The sequence below is a fragment of the Nocardia sp. NPDC004711 genome, assembly GCF_053601595.1.
In genome coordinates this window covers 1-16,178 of record NZ_JBSGCB010000071.1, presented here as the reverse complement: position 1 = coordinate 16,178, position 16,178 = coordinate 1, and the positions used below count along the sequence as shown (strand labels likewise).

The 16,178-nt window shown below is 68.7% G+C and carries 16 protein-coding genes; 12 read left to right on the top strand and 4 right to left on the bottom strand.

Annotated features, from left to right (window positions below; all coding sequences use genetic code 11):
• Positions 1-31 precede the first annotated feature (31 nt).
• From npt to ACWEKS_RS42500, 8 genes are all read left to right on the top strand, one after another.
• Complete coding sequence (npt, locus tag ACWEKS_RS42535) at positions 32-706, top strand: 4'-phosphopantetheinyl transferase Npt (protein WP_452345402.1); 675 nt, start codon at positions 32-34, stop codon at positions 704-706.
• The gene (gene truB / locus ACWEKS_RS42530) at positions 706-1,659 is read left to right on the top strand and encodes a tRNA pseudouridine(55) synthase TruB (RefSeq protein ID WP_452345389.1); all 954 of its coding nucleotides are present in this window, start codon (positions 706-708) and stop codon (positions 1,657-1,659) included. Before npt ends, truB begins: the two co-directional genes overlap by 1 nt.
• A 173-nt stretch (positions 1,660-1,832) precedes the next feature.
• The gene (locus tag ACWEKS_RS42525; RefSeq protein ID WP_452345388.1) at positions 1,833-2,228 is read left to right on the top strand and encodes an ester cyclase; all 396 of its coding nucleotides are present in this window, start codon (positions 1,833-1,835) and stop codon (positions 2,226-2,228) included.
• Positions 2,229-2,303: 75 nt separating this feature from the next.
• A complete protein-coding gene (locus ACWEKS_RS42520; protein WP_452345387.1) occupies positions 2,304-3,197 on the top strand; it encodes a LysR substrate-binding domain-containing protein in 894 nt (297 codons plus the stop codon).
• A 203-nt stretch (positions 3,198-3,400) separates the two neighbouring features.
• Entirely contained in the window at positions 3,401-4,135 is a 735-nt protein-coding gene (locus ACWEKS_RS42515) for an SDR family oxidoreductase (RefSeq protein WP_452345386.1), read from the top strand.
• A 248-nt stretch (positions 4,136-4,383) separates the two neighbouring features.
• On the top strand, positions 4,384-5,331 hold the full coding sequence (locus tag ACWEKS_RS42510) for a trypsin-like serine peptidase (RefSeq protein WP_452345385.1): 948 nt from the start codon (positions 4,384-4,386) through the stop codon (positions 5,329-5,331).
• A gap of 19 nt (positions 5,332-5,350) precedes the next feature.
• Positions 5,351-6,397: a M4 family metallopeptidase gene (locus tag ACWEKS_RS42505; protein ID WP_452345384.1), complete on the top strand. Its 1,047-nt coding sequence runs from the start codon at positions 5,351-5,353 to the stop codon at positions 6,395-6,397.
• A 25-nt stretch (positions 6,398-6,422) separates the two neighbouring features.
• Positions 6,423-6,722, top strand: coding sequence for a protealysin inhibitor emfourin (locus ACWEKS_RS42500; protein WP_379398379.1), 300 nt, complete (start codon positions 6,423-6,425; stop codon positions 6,720-6,722).
• 26 nt (positions 6,723-6,748) lie between these two features.
• Here ACWEKS_RS42500 and ACWEKS_RS42495 read toward each other — a convergent pair whose 3' ends face one another.
• From ACWEKS_RS42495 to ACWEKS_RS42480, 4 genes are all read right to left on the bottom strand, one after another.
• A complete protein-coding gene (locus ACWEKS_RS42495; protein ID WP_452345383.1) occupies positions 6,749-7,501 on the bottom strand; it encodes a metal-dependent transcriptional regulator in 753 nt (250 codons plus the stop codon).
• Between the two features lie 83 nt (positions 7,502-7,584).
• The gene (locus tag ACWEKS_RS42490; protein ID WP_452345382.1) at positions 7,585-8,691 is read right to left on the bottom strand and encodes a sulfite oxidase; all 1,107 of its coding nucleotides are present in this window, start codon (positions 8,689-8,691) and stop codon (positions 7,585-7,587) included.
• Positions 8,692-8,811: 120 nt separating this feature from the next.
• The gene (locus ACWEKS_RS42485; protein WP_452345381.1) at positions 8,812-9,549 is read right to left on the bottom strand and encodes a hypothetical protein; all 738 of its coding nucleotides are present in this window, start codon (positions 9,547-9,549) and stop codon (positions 8,812-8,814) included.
• A gap of 59 nt (positions 9,550-9,608) precedes the next feature.
• Complete coding sequence (locus ACWEKS_RS42480) at positions 9,609-11,153, bottom strand: HD domain-containing phosphohydrolase (RefSeq protein ID WP_452345380.1); 1,545 nt, start codon at positions 11,151-11,153, stop codon at positions 9,609-9,611.
• 212 nt (positions 11,154-11,365) lie between these two features.
• Here ACWEKS_RS42480 and ACWEKS_RS42475 point away from each other — a divergent pair, with 212 nt between their 5' ends.
• The 4 genes from ACWEKS_RS42475 (at position 11,366) to ACWEKS_RS42460 (ending at position 16,085) form a co-directional block, all read left to right on the top strand.
• Positions 11,366-11,959, top strand: a complete 594-nt coding sequence (locus tag ACWEKS_RS42475) for a hypothetical protein (RefSeq protein WP_452345379.1) — start codon at positions 11,366-11,368, stop codon at positions 11,957-11,959.
• An 84-nt stretch (positions 11,960-12,043) separates the two neighbouring features.
• A complete protein-coding gene (locus tag ACWEKS_RS42470; RefSeq protein ID WP_364614723.1) occupies positions 12,044-13,003 on the top strand; it encodes a bifunctional riboflavin kinase/FAD synthetase in 960 nt (319 codons plus the stop codon).
• 131 nt (positions 13,004-13,134) lie between these two features.
• Positions 13,135-13,404: a 30S ribosomal protein S15 gene (rpsO, locus tag ACWEKS_RS42465; RefSeq protein WP_040859570.1), complete on the top strand. Its 270-nt coding sequence runs from the start codon at positions 13,135-13,137 to the stop codon at positions 13,402-13,404.
• 419 nt (positions 13,405-13,823) lie between these two features.
• The gene (locus ACWEKS_RS42460; RefSeq protein WP_452345378.1) at positions 13,824-16,085 is read left to right on the top strand and encodes a polyribonucleotide nucleotidyltransferase; all 2,262 of its coding nucleotides are present in this window, start codon (positions 13,824-13,826) and stop codon (positions 16,083-16,085) included.
• The last annotated feature ends 93 nt before the right edge of the window (positions 16,086-16,178 follow it).

Here is a 16,178-nt window from a genome sequence, read left to right as displayed (position 1 = left end):
GCGGGCAGTCGCGGCGACGGAGTCGGCGCGCATACTCGGCAGGATCCTGCCCAACGGGGTCGCCGCAGCCGAACTGACGGCATACCCGGAGGATCTGAAACCGCACCCCGGCGAGGAGCACCTGATTGCCCGCGCGGTCGAGAAGCGGCGCCGGGACTTCATCGGCGCGCGCTACTGCGCCCGGCTGGCGCTGGCCCAGCTGGGGGAGCCCGCCGTCGCCATCGGCAAGGGCGGCACCGGTGAACCGGTGTTCCCGCGCGGCATCGTCGGCAGCCTCACCCACTGCGACGGCTACCGGGCCGCGGCGCTCGGCCACAAACTGCGCTTCCGGTCCATCGGCATCGATGCCGAACCGCACGGTCAGCTGCCGGACGGCATCCTGGACTCGGTGAGCCTGGCGCCCGAGCGGCAGTGGCTGCGGACCGTGCTGCCCGGCACCGATCTGCATCTGGACCGGCTGCTGTTCTGCGCCAAGGAGGCCACCTACAAGGCGTGGTTCCCGCTCACCGGCCGGTGGCTGGGCTTCGAGGACGCGCACATCACCTTCACCGTGGACGAGGAGTCCGCGGGCCGCGGCGTGGGTACCTTCCATACCGAGCTGCTCGTCCCCGGCTCGGTCACCGACGGCGGCAGTCCGCTGACCTCCTTCGACGGCCGCTGGCTGATCAGCGACGGCCTCATCCTGACCGCGATCGTGGAGGCCTGATGGGCGCGGTGCAGGCCAAGCGCGAGAAGCTGCCGCCGCTGGTCGACGCCTTCGGCGGCCTGCTGATCGTCGACAAGGACGGCGGCTGGACCAGCCACGACGTGGTCGCCAAGAGCCGAAGGCTGTTGCGCACCAAGAAGGTCGGGCACGCCGGCACCCTCGACCCGATGGCCACCGGGGTGCTGGTGCTGGGTGTGGAACGGGCCACCAAACTGCTGGGGCAGCTGATCCTGACCACCAAGGCGTACACCGCCACCATCCGGCTCGGGCAGTCCACGGTGACCGACGACGCCGAGGGCGAGGTCACCGCGACCACCGCGGCCGGGCATCTCACCGACGCCGAGATCGCCTCGCACATCGCCACATTGACCGGCGACATCCAGCAGGTGCCCGCCACCGTCAGCGCCATCAAGGTCAACGGCGAACGCGCCTACGCGCGCGCCCGCGCCGGTGAGGACGTGGAGCTGGCCGCGCGCCCCGTCACCGTCAGCCGCTTCGACGTCCTCGCCCGCCGCGATATCGACACCGGCACAACCCGATTCGTCGATCTCGACGTCGAGGTGGAGTGCTCCTCCGGCACCTACATCCGGGCCCTGGCCCGCGACCTCGGTGAAAAGCTCGGCGTCGGCGGCCATCTCACCGCACTGCGCCGCACCCGCGTCGGCCCCTTCACCCTCGAGCACGCCCGCACCCTGGACCAGCTGGCCGCGGCCGCCGAGGCGGGCGAACCGCTGCTGAGCCTGGACATCGACACGGCCGTGCGCGCCGCCTTCCCGGTCCGCGACATCACCGCCGCCCAGGCCGAAGACCTGCGCAACGGCCGCTGGCTGGACCCGATCGGCCTGCCCGGCGTCTACGCCGCCGTCGATCCCGAGGGGCACGCCATCGCGCTGCTCCAGGAATCGGGCAAACGCGCCTCCTCGGTCATGGTGGTCCGCCCCGCGAATCTCTGAGGCGGCCCGGTCTGCCGGCGTGGCACGACCGATCCCGTCTGGCATGGCACTGACTGATCTCTTCTGGCATGGCGCTGCCCAATCGCCGACATCGCGCTGCCCAATCCCTCACGCCGCGTGGGCGACCGGGCGCACCATGGAGAAGGTCGCCCGGCCGCGCAGAGGAGGCGAAGATGCCCACCGACCTCTCCCTCGAATCCATGAAGCAGTTCGTCGCCGACCATTTCGAGGAGTTCGTGAACCGGCGCAATGCCGCTGTCATCCATCGCAATATGACCCCCGACTTCGTCGACCACGACGGTCCCGGCGGCCGCCCCACCGACCTGACCGGCGACGAGAAGATGATGCTCGGCATGTACGAGGCCATGCCCGACCTGCACGTCACGGTGGTGGAGATGCTCGCCGAGGGCGACCGGGTGATGTGCCGCAACATCTGGCGCTGGACCGACCGCGCCACCGGGCAGCCGCTCAGCTTCCAGGGCTTCGTACTGTGGCGCTTCCAGGGCCGCCGCATCGCCGAACGCTGGGCCACCGTCACCTCCCCCGCCCCGATCCCGGGCTGGGCGTAGCGCCCCCGAATTCCGAGGCGATTCCGGTGCCCGGCGGGTTGTTCGCGCGGCCGCGTGGCCGCCTACTCTTCAAGGGTGGAATTGCGGCAGTTGCGGTACTTCGTGGCGGTGGCGGAGGAGTTGCATTTCCGGCGCGCGGCGGAGCGGTTGTTCATCTCCACTCCGACGTTGAGCCAGCAGATCCGGGCCATCGAACGTGAGGTCGGCGGACCGTTGCTGATCCGCGGCAGTCACGGCGTGGAGCTGACGGCCGCGGGTGAGGTGCTGTTGAAGACGGCCCGGAATGTGCTGGAGGCGGCCGAGACCGCGCTGCGCGAGACCCGCGCGGTCGCCCAGCCCGGCAATGCGGTGTTCCGCCTCGGCATCGTGAACGGCGCCCCCGCCTGGCTGCCGGGGCGGCTCGAGGCGCTGCTCAAGGCCCGCCAGCCGGGGGTGCGCATCACGCTGTCCACCGGTACCAGCGGCGACCAGGCGCGGTTGCTGGATCGGGAGGAGGTCGACCTGGCCGTGCTGCGCATGCCGGTCCGGCTGGCCGATCACCTCACCTGCACCCCCATCGCCGACGAGGAGCTCGGCATCGTCATGTCCCGCGAACACCCGCTCGCGGCGGCGGTTTCGGTGGAACCGGCGCACCTCGGCGACCACGAGCTCATCATGTTCGCCCGCGACGCCGCCCCCGAGGTCCACGACTCGGTGCTGTCGCAATTGCGCGAGCGGGGTGCGACCGTCGTCCTCAGCGACAGCGCCATGAGCCACGCCCAGATGCTGCAGCTGCTCCCGCTCCGCCCCGGGGCCATCGGCGTCGGCTCCGCCCGCACCGCGACGGTCCCCGGCCTGGTCTGGCGGCCCCTGCAACCCCGCCCCCTGGTCATCACCTACGCCGCCGCCTGGCGCACCAGCACCCGAAACCCCCTGCTGCACACCATGGCCGACGCCCTCGCCGGCGGCCTCCGCCTCGGTTCCAGCTGACCGCCCAGGCCTCGACTTCGAGAAACGGCCACCGCGCCGGAGGTGGCCGCGTTCGCCGACCCGGACCAGCGGGCGCCGGCGGCCATGCTCGCGGCATTCCCGCCCTGGCGGACGCGGGCGGCCTGCGGTGTTAGCCCCGGCCTCACGGCTGTTCGACCGCGCGTCGTGGACGCGGGGTGTGCGCCGCCGGTTTGCTAGATGGCATGACAGACAACGGATTCGGAACACAGGTCGGACGGGCGGTCGTGGTGGGCGGCGGCTCCGGCATGGGCCAGGCGATCGCCGACGCCCTGCTGGCGGCGGGCAACGAGGTGATCATCATCGGCCGGTCGGAGCAGCGGCTGGCCGACGCGGTGCGGGAGCTCGGGAATGGGAAGGTGAGTGCCTTCGTCGCGGATGTCGCTGACGAGGAACAGGTTTCGCGGTTGTTCGAGACCGTCGGGACCGTCGATCATGTGATCACCACCGCCGCCGATCTGGCCGGGGCGTACGGACCCGTCGCCACCTTCGATTTCGAGCACGGGCGCGGCTTTCTCGAGACCAAGCTGATCGGGTCGATGCTGCTGGCCAAGCACGCGCGGTTGACGGAGAACGGCTCGCTCACCTTCATCTCCGGAATCGCCGCCTACCGCCCGGCGGTGGGCGGGGCCATGGTGGCGGCGGTGAATGCCGCGCTGGAGGGGTTGACGCGGGCGCTGGCGGTGGAGCTGAGCCCGATTCGGGTGAACGCGGTGTCGCCCGGCTGGGTGCTGACCGACATCTGGGAGTCGATGCCCTGGGAGGACAAGCAGGAACGGCTGGCGGCCATGGCCGAGAAGCTGCCCGCCAGGCGGTTGGGGCGACCGGACGACATTGCGGCCGCCGTGCTTTCGGTCATCGGCAACGGTTTCGTCACCGGCACCGTGCTGCACGTGGACGGCGGGCACCGCCTCGTCTGATCTCGGCGCCGGTGGTTCTCCGGATGCTGCCCGATTGCCGACGCGCCGATTCGAGTAGCCGAGTACTCATGCCCTTCGGGTCGGACCGGCTCACCCTGGAGAGGGGCGAAACGGGCCCATCCATACCGGCCTCGGGGGTGAGGGGGCTGTGGCTTCTCGCGGCCTCCGAATTCCTTCTCCGGCTGGGTCATTCGATGATCCCGCAATTTCGACCCTGCTGGAAACCGCCCGAAGAGGAGACCACCGCAATGAGCACATCACGCGACAACGAGAACTACGTGGTCGGATCCGGCCCGGCCGACATGGCCGGCGTCGAGGCCGGCGAAGAATACTGGACCCCTGAACGCCGAGCCGCGGCCATCCCGGTTCCGCTGCCGCGGGAGCGTAAGGCCGCACGGCCCCGGCAGTCGATCGCACCGCAGCCATCCGGAAAGGCCGGACATACTGCGGCGGGTCACAATGGAACCGCACGCGCGCACCGAGATTCGGGCCGTGGCGGCACCAGCGACGCCGACCCGGTACTGAACCCGCTCGCCTACCCGTACACCACCTGCGGCAAGCTGTTCTTCACCCAGGACAACAGCAACTTCGCCGGATCGGCGGCGTTCGTCGCGCCGAACGTCCTGCTCACCGCCGGCCACTGCGTCTTCGGCAATGGCAACTGGTCCACCAATCTGGCGTTCTTCCCGTCCTATCCCAGTCGCGCCACCTCGGACCCGGCCTACAGCTTCAACTACAACTCGGCCGCGGCCTGGACGGCGTGGACTCAGAACGGGGACCGCGCCTTCGACTACGGAATGATCTGGTTCGACAGCGCCCCGGGAAATCAGGTGGGCTGGCTGGGGCTGTTGTGGAACGCCGCCACCGCGGGCCGGGTCTGGGACGCGGTCGGCTACCCCGCGACACCCAGCCCGCCGTTCGACGGCAACAAGATGGACGAGGCCCTGGGCACGGTGCAATCCAGTTCGACCACCGGCACCATCGGGCTGAGCAACGACAATATGGAGCACGGCAGCAGCGGTGGACCGTGGATCACCGATTTCAACGGTTCGGCGCGCCAATATGCGAACGGGCTGCAGAGTTTTCACATCAACGACGGCGACACCGTGGAATACGGGCCGTACTTCACCCAGGACGTCAAGGGCCTGCTCGACTGGATCTCCGATCCGGCGAACCGCAGCCTCGTGCGCGCCTGAGAACCAAGGGGGAGACATCATGAGAAGGCATTCGCTCGCCTGCATTCTGCCGCCCGACCTGCTGGTCTCGCTGGCGAGGGAGGCGACGCACGAGCAGCGGTTGGCGGTCTTGACGGCCTTGGACCGGGACAGTTCGTTCAGGCAAGCTCGTGCCGAGGTCGCCGCCCGGCTCGTCGCGCCCGTCCGGCTCGCGCTGGCCGCCGCCGGCGGCACCCCGCACCGCTGGATCTACGACCAGCGGCACTCGGAGAGCCCGGGTCCGGGCACACTGGTCCGGCACGAGGGCGACCCGCCGTCCGGGGACGCCTCCGCCGACGCGGCGTGGGACGGCTTCGGCGCCACCTACTCGCTGTATTGGGATGTGTTTCAACGAGATTCGATCGACGGCCAGGGTATGCCGATCGCCGGGCTGGTGCATTACGGCACCGCCTTCGACAACGCGTTCTGGGACGGTCAGGGGCACATGTTCTTCGGCGACGGTGACGGCCAGATCCTGACCGACACCACCCGGGGAATCGACGTGATCGGCCACGAGCTGACCCACGGCGTCACCCAGCACGAAGCGAACCTGATCTACTCGGGCGAGTCGGGTGCGCTGAACGAATCGATCTCCGACGTGTTCGGGTCGCTGGTCAAGCAGTACCACCTGGGCCAGAACGCCGCGCAGGCGGACTGGCTCATCGGCGCCGATATCGTGGGGCCGTTGCTGACACCGGCGCTGCGCTCGATGGAAGCACCGGGCACCGCCAACAAGCACGACAATCAGCCGGCGGACATGGCCCACTTCGTGCAGACCACATCGGACAACGGGGGTGTCCACATCAACTCCGGAATCCCCAACCGCGCGTTCGCCGTCACCGCCCTCACGATCGGCGGACCGGCATGGCAGGCGCCGGGCACGATCTGGTACGAAACCCTCAACGACCCGAGGCTCAAGCCCAACAGCACCTTCACCGGCTTCGCGACCCTCACGCTGAAGAACGCGCGCACCCGCTTCGGTGCCACGAGTACCGAAGCGGACGCGGTGCGGGCCGGCTGGGACGCGGTGAAGGTTCCGGTGCAGTGATCGCATCGGGACTACGCTCGTTCGTATGTCGCCGATACGCATCGCCTATCGACGGTCGGGTGGGCTGGCCGGTCTGGACTTGACCGCCGAGGTCGATGCCGCCGACCTGCCGCCCGGCGATGCCACGATCGCGGCGGGGCTGCTCACCGGCGACCCCGCCGGATCGGCCGGGACCGGAGTTCCCGATGGGTTCAGCTACGAACTCACCGTCAGCGACGGAACCCGGACTCGGACGTATCGATGGAGTCAGCCGTACGTGCCCGCCGAGGTCTCCTCGCTGCTCGCGGCCCTCACCTCCCGGGCGACTCCGGCCGCGCCCGCCTGACCGCGACAGAGTTGCCGGCCGCCCGTTCAGTGCGCTTCGCTGAGCCAGATCGCTTCGGCCGCAATGCTTCCCAGGTCGATCGTGCGGTCGTCGACCTGCACCGCGATGGTGCCCGCGAAATCGCGCCGCTCCACCACGGCGATGGGTGTGTCCAGCGCGATGCCGAGCGAATCGAAGTAGCGCAGCATGGCCGGATCGGAGTCGGAAATCCGTGCCACCCGGCCGGATTCGCCGGCGCCGAAATCACTGAGCTGGCGGGCCGGGGGAGTGGGCACCGCGCCGTCCACCGAGGGAATCGGATCACCGTGCGGATCCCGGTCGGGGTGGCCGAGCTTGGCGTCGATGCGATCCATGAGCGTCTCCGAGACGGCGTGCTCGAGCACCTCGGCCTCGTCGTGCACCTCGTCCCAGCCGTAGCCGAGTTCATTGACCAGGAAGGTCTCGATGAGCCGGTGCCGGCGCACCATGGCGATCGCGGCGCGGCGGCCGTCCTCGGTGAGCGTGATGGCCCCGTAGCGGGCGTGTTCGACCAGCCCCTGGTCGGCGAGCTTGCGGACGGCCTCGGACACCGTGGAGGCGGAGACGCCGATCTTCTCGGCGAGCAGCTTGGTCGACACCTTCTCCTGCGACCACTCCTGCGCCGTCCAGATCACTTTCAGGTAGTCCTGGGCGACCGAGGACAGCACCGGGGCGACGGTCGCGGTCTTGCTGTGGGGTTCGGAAGGTGCGGACGGATCGGCCAGCTCGCGGCGGGTGGCGATGTCTCGTTTTCCGGGCACGTACCCGAGCTTAGGCACACCTCGCGCGGTTTCACACATCGGCGCGCTCGCTGGTAGGGAGCACGGTTCGGCGGGCGGGTCCGCTATCGCGCGACGTGGATCGGCACACAGTGGACCGCGTTTGCCCCGTACCCCAACCGATTCCATGCGGGCTGGTCGGGCTGGGTGTGGCCGGCCGCATCCGTCGCCCGCACCCGCACGGTCGTCGTTCCGGGGGCATCGACAGCGGTGACGAGATCCCATTCGCGCCAGCTGTCCGGCAGTTGCTTCCCCCGCAATCGAGCCTGCTGCCAGCTCCCGCCGCCGATCGAGACCTCGACGCCGGTGATCGGGGCGAGCCCGGACCAGGCGACACCCTGGATGGTGAGCGGTCCGGGGCGCACAACGGCGTTCGACGCAGGAACCGTGATCACGGACCGTACTTCTTGCAGGCGCACCGGCTCGGTGACGACCTGCCCGCCGCGCTCCCACTCGTAGCAGTACTTTTCGGTCTGGAAGAACCCGGCGAACCGATGGTCGAGGACCTCGATGTCGGTGAGCCACTTCACCGATGCCACCCCGTACCAGCCCGGAACGACCAGCCGGAGCGGACGGCCGTGGAGGGCCGACAGCGGCTCACCGTTCATGGCGTAGGCGAGCAACGCCCCGCTGTGCCGGGCATCGGTCAGGTCGAGGCTGCGCTCGAAGCGGATCGTTCCCGAATGTTGGTCGACCGGCCCGCTGTCCGCACCGCGGAACACCACCTCGCAGGCTCCGGGCGCGGGACCCGCCTGCGCGAGCACGTCGAGCAGGGGCACTCCGGTCCATGCCGCGGTGCCGACCGCGCCGAGTCCCCACTGCTCTCCCGGCGTCGGTGGATCCAGGGCCGATCGGCCGTTGCCGGCGCACTCGAGGGTGACAATCCGCGTCTGCGACGGCATTCGGCGCAGGTCCGGCAGAGTCCACGTCGACGGATGTGTGACATGCCCGGCGACCCGAAGCCGCCAGTCGGCCGGGTCGAGATCCGGAATCCGGAAATGATTCCGCTGGTAGAACCGCACGTTCGGAGTGACGCCGCCCCCCAGCTCGGAAACCGGCGTCTCGGCGTTGAGCGGGTCGGGGCACATCACGACCAGGCCCGCCGCCACGGCTTGTCGGTGGGCCGACCGAGGGCTGATCCAGGGTATGACCGGGCCGGTAGTCCAGGTCATCGAGGCACACTCCTGACCTTTGGTTTCACTTCCCGCAGGCCCTAACCTACCGGCGCCGGAACGATCCGGATGTCGAAATCGCGGCCTTCGAACATCGATGACCGACGGCGTTGCCCGCGATCACGCCGCGGCGGCGGGGGCCAGGTGCCTGGCCGGGTCGAACGATTCGAACGCGGCTTTCGCGACGACGAACACGCCGCGTTGCGGCAGCCAGAAATCGCCGAGCTGCTGCTGCTGTGGCAGCGGAGCGGGCGCGCCGAGATCGGCCCCGCGCAACCGCGCCCGGCTGGCGGAGACGAGCCACATCAGCATCGGTCCGGCCGCGAAGTGCTGCCCGTTCGGGGTAGTTCCGCTCATGCGGATATGCCCGACCCGCAGCATCGGGCCCACGCTTTTGGCCATGATCCGGTGACAACGGTCGCTACGCCATACCGCGGCCGGGGTGTGGCGTCCCACGGCACTCAGCAGGCGGGTACGGCCGGTGGCCTCCAGGTCGATCCGCCACTCGAGAATGCCGGGAATCCGGACCTCCAAGGAGTACGGGCCGATCCACTCGATATCGATCGGGGTGCGGACCGTGGTGGCCGAGCCGCCGTCGGAGAAGTACCGGGCACAGCTGAATTCCGGCGCCACGTCGGAGTAGAAGGTCCATTCGCCGGCCGGGTTCCGGTGCCACACAGCGCGATAGCCCGAACCGATCGACGTGGCGGCGAAATGCCGCAGCGCCAGGTAGTCCCCGGTTTCGAATGGCATACCCATCACGCCGTAACCGGCGAGCCGTTCGTCCGTGCCAGGCCAGAGCGCCGGTCGGTCGAGCGTCGCCTGCGCCGCGGCTCTGGGGTTCTTGATGGTCGTCATGCAACGATCGTCGTCGGGACGGCCCGGGTGGTCATGAGGCATTCGCCCCTTTTTCCGGTTCACAGTGACACCGGGCTGACCATGCCGTGCTGCGTCGCGAACAAGCTCGCCCCGACCCGGTTCGTGACACCGATCTTGCTGTAGATGTGTTCGACGTGATTGCGGACCGTCTTCTCCGAAACGCCGAGGGCCTTCGCGATCTCCCGATTCGATCGACCCCAGGCCACGTTGATCAGTACCTCGGTCTCCCTGGGGGTCAGACCGGACGGGCGTGCGGGTCGCCGGGACCGCCGGTGTCCAGCGGCTTCCAGCACCGTCTCGACCGCGGTCGGTTCGAGGTGCCCGGCAGCTGCGTCGCGGCGCAGCCGGCGAGCAGCCTGATCGGGGTCGAGGGCCACCCGATACGGTCGCGGTTCCCGCGAGCTGTGGTATTCCACCGCGGCTGCGAGCAGCCGGTCGTTCACGGAGAGCGCACCGCCGGTGAGACCGTTCGGGTACCCCGAGCCATCCAGGTGCTCATGATGCCGTTCCGCGACGGTCCGGACCGCCTCGAGACCGCCCACGCGTCTCAAGATCCGGCCGGTCAGGTAGGGGTGCATCTGCGCGCGTTCCCATTCGGAGGCGGTGAGCGATCCCGGTTTCTCCCAGATGTGGTTGGACACGCCGATGCGGCCCAGATCATGGACATACCCTGCCCGGCGCATCAGGTCCGCATCCGCCGGGCCCAGTCCGGCGCAGCTCGCCGCGGCATGCGCCAGGTCGGCCACCCCACGCGAATGACCAAGGGTGAAAGGACATTTCAGGTCGACGAAGTCGCCGAGCGCCTGCAACAGCGTATCGAGTTCGGCGCAGGTGACGATCCGATCCGGATCGGGCAGTGCGGCCGCGGCCGCCGACCACGCGTCGTCCGGCAGGCCGAGCAGGTCCCGTGCCGAGCCGGCGAGGACGGACACCAGTTGCGGGTCGAGCTGTCCGCCGCTTCGGCTGCGGGCCACCGTGATCGCCGCGTCGACGCCGTCGGCGCGATGGGGCACCTCGACGACATCGGCGAGCTGGACGACCCGCATCACGATCGGGATGTCGGTGCCCGCAACTCCGTTCGGCAGTCCACGCCCGTCCCACCGTTCGAAGGCGAAACGCAGCGCGGCGGCGACCTCCTCGCCCAGGCCGAACTGCTCGGCCAGCAGTGATGCGGAAGCGCAGTGTGACCGCACGAGTTTGCCGAGGTTGCCCCTGGCGTCCTTGATCAGCGTCGCGCCGATCTGCGCCCGCTTGCCCAACGGCAACCCGCGTCCGACATTGCGGAGCAGGAAACGGAGATACGGCAATCCCGACCAATCCACCGCGAAGCTGTCGTGGCGAACCGTGATGTCGTCGCCGAACCAGTGCGCGTACTCGTGCGAATCGGCATGGCATCCGATCCACATCAGCAGCGAGGTATGAAAGACGGCCGACCGCTCCTCCTCGGTCAGGCGCAGCAGATCGGCAAGCCGGGTCCCGATGACCGCGGACCGCAGCATGTGCTCCATCGGCTGGCCCAAGCCCAGATCGATCGCAATCGAAAGTGCCGCCAGGACCTCTCTTCTGGAAACAAACGGCGCCACGATCGTCTCCTGTCGTCGCGCCTACTCACGCTACGCCGACGCTGTTTCGGAGACGACGCTCCGCCCCCGCCGGTAGCACTCCCGAAAATGGGACAAATTCCTCATGTTCGACGCTCGCGGCGCGACTCTACTTGGTGCTGAAAGGGCTTGATCACTTGGTGCTGAAGGGCTTATCGGAGCGGCCTCCACCGAGGAGACGGAGAGGAGTCTCGATGACTTGCATCCATACCGGCCGCGGTGCCACCGATCTGACCCGGTTCGCCGGCGACGTGGACGCCCTGGTCCACGGCAACAGCGACGAACACCGGCTGACAACTCTGGTAGCCGACCGGCTTCGGGCGCTGTTGGCTTCGGATGTCACCCTTCCGCCCGAATTCACGCAGCCGCATGCGGACCACTATGTGGTGTACCCGCTCCATGTCGCGACCGATGGATCGTTCAGCATCGTGTCGGCGGTGTGGAATGTCGGTCAGACCACGCCCGTCCACGGACACGAGACCTGGGGAGTGGTCGGAATCTACTCCGGTGTCGAACACGAGACCCGCTATGTCAAACCCGCAGCCCCGGACATCCCGCTCGTGGCGACCGTGGAGCACGACTGGCATCGCGGTCAGGTGACGATCTGCTGCACCACCGACGACGACGTCCACCGAGTCAACTGCGGGAGCGAGACCCCTTGCGTCGGTATCCATGTCTATGGAGCCGACGTCGGAAGACTTCCACGCCGATGGTACGAACCCGATACCGGCCGCCAGCACTGGTTCATCTCCGGGTGGGCCACGCCGGCGGGCGGTCCGGAGTGGTGAACGCAGGGTGACGGACATGCTTCCGGCCGTGAAGATCCGCACCGCCGAATATTGTCTGTGACGCGCTTTGCGTAGGCTTCCCGTGTGCAGAGATGGCGAAGTCTCGAGGAGATGCCCGCGGACTGGGGCCGGTGTGTCCTCACCATCGGGGTGTTCGACGGCGTGCATCGCGGTCACGCCCAGCTCATCAGCCGTGCGGTGAAATCCGCTGCGGTGCGGGGCGTTCCGTCGGTGCTCATGACGTTCGACCCGCACCCGGTCGACGTGGTGCGGCCCGGTGCGCATCCGGCGCAGCTGTCCACCCTGGACCGGCGCGCGGAACTGGTCGAGGAACTCGGCATCGACGTGTTCGTGGTGATGCCCTTCACCCGCGACTTCATGAAGCTCACCCCCGAGGAGTACGTCGAGGAACTGCTCGTGGACCGGCTGCACGTGGCCGAGGTCGTGGTGGGCGACAACTTCACCTTCGGCAAGCAGGCCGCCGGCACCGTCGACACCATGCGCGAACTCGGCAGCCGCTACGGCTTCGACGTCGACGGCGTGCAGCTGCTCGGCGAGCACGCCGTCACCTTCTCCTCCACCTACATTCGCGGCTGCCTGGCCGAGGGCAATGTGGGCGCGGCCGCCGAGGCGCTGGGCCGCCCGCATCGCGTCGAGGGCGTGGTCGTGCACGGCGACGGCCGCGGCAAGGGCCTGGGTTTCCCGACCGCCAATGTGGCCCCGACCATGCACGCCGCCATCCCCGCCGACGGGGTGTACGCGGGCTGGTTCACCGTCCTCGAACCCGGCGACCCGCTGGCCGGCGAGCGCCACATGGCCGCCATCTCGGTCGGCACCAACCCGACCTTCGACGGCCGCAACCGCACCGTCGAGCCCCATATCCTCGACTTCGACGCCGACCTGTACGGCAAGCACGTGGCCGTGGACTTCGTCGAGCAGCTGCGCGGCATGCGGAAGTTCGGGTCCATCGAGGAGCTGGTCGAGGCCATCGGCAAGGACGTCGACCAGGCCCGCAAGGTGCTCGACGACGAGACCGGCGAATAGGGCTCCTCGGGGCCGATTTCCGCTACCACGGGCGCTCCGGTAAGCTCTTCCGTCGGGTTTGCTGTGGTCCGCGGCGGCGCCCAACCGGATTCGTCCGGTCCCTCGAGCGCGGACTGAAACAAGGAGTATCTGTGGCTCTCACCACTGAGCAGAAGTCGGCGATCCTCGCCGAGTACGGCGTGCACGAGAAGGACACCGGTTCCCCGGAGGCGCAGATCGCGCTGCTGTCCAAGCGGATCGCCGACATCACCGAGCACCTCAAGAAGCACAAGCACGACCACCACACCCGCCACGGCCTGATGGCGCTGATCGGTCGTCGCAAGCGGCTCTCGAAGTACCTGCAGGACAAGGACATCGAGCGTTACCGTTCGCTGATCGAGCGTCTCGGCCTGCGTCGCTGACCCAAGCCGCGGACCCTCGGCGCGGCGAGGTGACACACCTCGTCGGCAGAGGTAGTTGACGAACCGGCCAACGAGGAGGCATAGAATCTCCTCGTTGGCCTTTCGTATATGTGGCCGTGTATCCCCACGAGGGGGAGGATCGGCCGGGTATACGCCAACACGAGCCGTATGCACCCGTCGCGTGGCGTCGGTCTTCGGTAGTGGCTTTTCGGGGCGCGAAGTGAGATGAACCATGCGCGCCCGGAGGGCTTCGATCGATGACCGCCTCCGCGTCGCCGTATCCAAGGGGATAGGGCCGGGTGTGCGCGCTGTGGCCAGGAGGGCTGCCGCGCGCCCATGCCGGGTACGGCTCATGAGCCGGGTCGCACGTGATCGATGCGTGCTGGACCCGGCGAAGACGAGAGGTTGAGATAACAAAGATGTCCGACACCCAGACCAGTTCCGCCGCCGAGGTCGAGCCCGGCGTTTTCGAGTCCGTCGCCCTGATCGACAACGGCAGCTACGGCACTCGCACCCTTCGTTTCGAGACCGGCCGCCTGGCCAAGCAGGCCGCCGGTTCCGTCGTCGCCTACCTCGACGACGAGACCATGCTGCTGTCGGCCACCACGGCCTCCAAGCAGCCCAAGGACCAGTTCGACTTCTTCCCGCTGACGGTGGATGTCGAAGAGCGCATGTACGCCGCGGGCCGTATCCCCGGCTCGTTCTTCCGGCGTGAGGGCCGCCCCTCGACCGACGCCATCCTGACCTGCCGCCTGATCGACCGGCCGCTGCGTCCGTCCTTCGTCGACGGCCTGCGCAACGAGATCCAGGTCGTCGTCACCGTCATGTCGCTGGATCCGAAGGATCTGTACGACGTGGTCGCGATCAACGCCGCCTCGGCGTCCACCCAGATCGCGGGCCTGCCGTTCTCCGGCCCGGTCGGCGGCGTGCGCGTCGCGCTGATCGAGGGCCAGTGGGTCGCCTTCCCGACCGTGGAGCAGCTCGAGGGCGCCGTGTTCGACATGGTCGTCGCGGGCCGCGTGGTCGACGGTGACGTCGCGATCATGATGGTCGAGGCCGAGGCCACCGACAATGTGCTCGCGCTGATCGCCGACGGCGCCTCCGCGCCGACGGAAACCGTTGTGGCCGAGGGCCTCGAGGCCGCCAAGCCCTTCATCGCCCGCCTGTGCAAGGCGCAGTCGGACCTGGCCGCCCTGGCGGCCAAGCCGACCGAAGAGTTCCCGATCTTCCTGCCGTACCAGCCCGACGCCTACGAGGCCGTCGAGGGCACCGCCAAGCGCGAGCTGAACGAGGCGCTGTCCATCGCGGGCAAGCAGGAGCGCGAGGAGAAGATCGACGAGATCAAGCTCTCCGTGCTCTCCGAGCTGGCCGAGTCCTTCGAGGGCCGCGAGAAGGAACTGGGCGCTGCCTTCCGCTCGGTCACCAAGAAGCTTGTGCGCCAGCGCATCCTGACCGACAGCTTCCGCATCGACGGCCGCGGTCTGGCCGACATCCGCGCGCTGTCCGCCGAGGTCGCCGTGGTGCCGCGCGCCCACGGTTCGGCGCTGTTCGAGCGTGGCGAGACCCAGATCCTGGGTGTCACCACCCTGGACATGGTGAAGATGGCGCAGCAGGTCGACTCGCTCGGCCCGGAGACCTCCAAGCGCTACATGCACCACTACAATTTCCCGCCGTTCTCCACCGGTGAGACCGGTCGCGTGGGCTCGCCCAAGCGCCGCGAGATCGGCCACGGCGCGCTCGCCGAGCGCGCGCTGGTGCCGGTGCTGCCGTCGCAGGAGGAGTTCCCCTACGCCATCCGTCAGGTGTCGGAGGCGCTGGGCTCCAACGGTTCCACCTCGATGGGTTCGGTCTGCGCCTCGACCCTGTCGCTGCTGAACGCCGGTGTGCCGCTGAAGGCCCCGGTCGCCGGTATCGCCATGGGCCTGGTGTCGGACACCGTGAAGAACGACAAGGGTGAGGACGAGGTCCGCTACGTGGCCCTCACCGACATCCTGGGCGCCGAGGATGCCTTCGGCGACATGGACTTCAAGGTCGCCGGCACCCGCGAGTTCGTCACCGCCCTGCAGCTGGACACCAAGCTCGACGGCATCCCGTCGAAGGTGCTGGCCGGTGCGCTGAACCAGGCCAAGGACGCACGCCACACCATCCTGGACGTGATGGCCGAGGCCATCGCCACCCCGGACGAGATGAGCCCCTACGCTCCGCGCGTCACCGCCATCAAGATCCCGGTGGACAAGATCGGCGAGGTGATCGGACCCAAGGGCAAGGTCATCAACCAGATCACCGAGGACACCGGCGCCAACATCTCCATCGAGGACGACGGCACCGTGTTCGTCGGCGCGACGGACGGCCCGTCGGCGCAGGCTGCGATCGACGCGATCAACGCCATCGCCAACCCGCAGCTGCCGAAGGTCGGCGAGCGCTTCCTGGGCACGGTCGTCAAGACCACTGCCTTCGGCGCGTTCGTCTCGCTGCTGCCGGGCCGCGACGGTCTGGTCCACATCTCGAAGCTGGGCAACGGCAAGCGCGTCGCCAAGGTCGAGGACGTGGTCAACGTGGGTGACAAGATCCGCGTGGAGATCGCCGACATCGACAACCGCGGCAAGATCTCGCTGGTGCCGATCGACGAGGATTCGGACAACTCCGAAGCCTCTGCTGCGGCCGACGCGAACGCAGAGTAATTATTTCTCTGTGACGAAGAAGCAGTCCGCGGCGCGCGCGGGGTGCGCGCCCGCCGCGCCAGACACCGCCCCCGTGGGGCGGGCTAAGGGGCC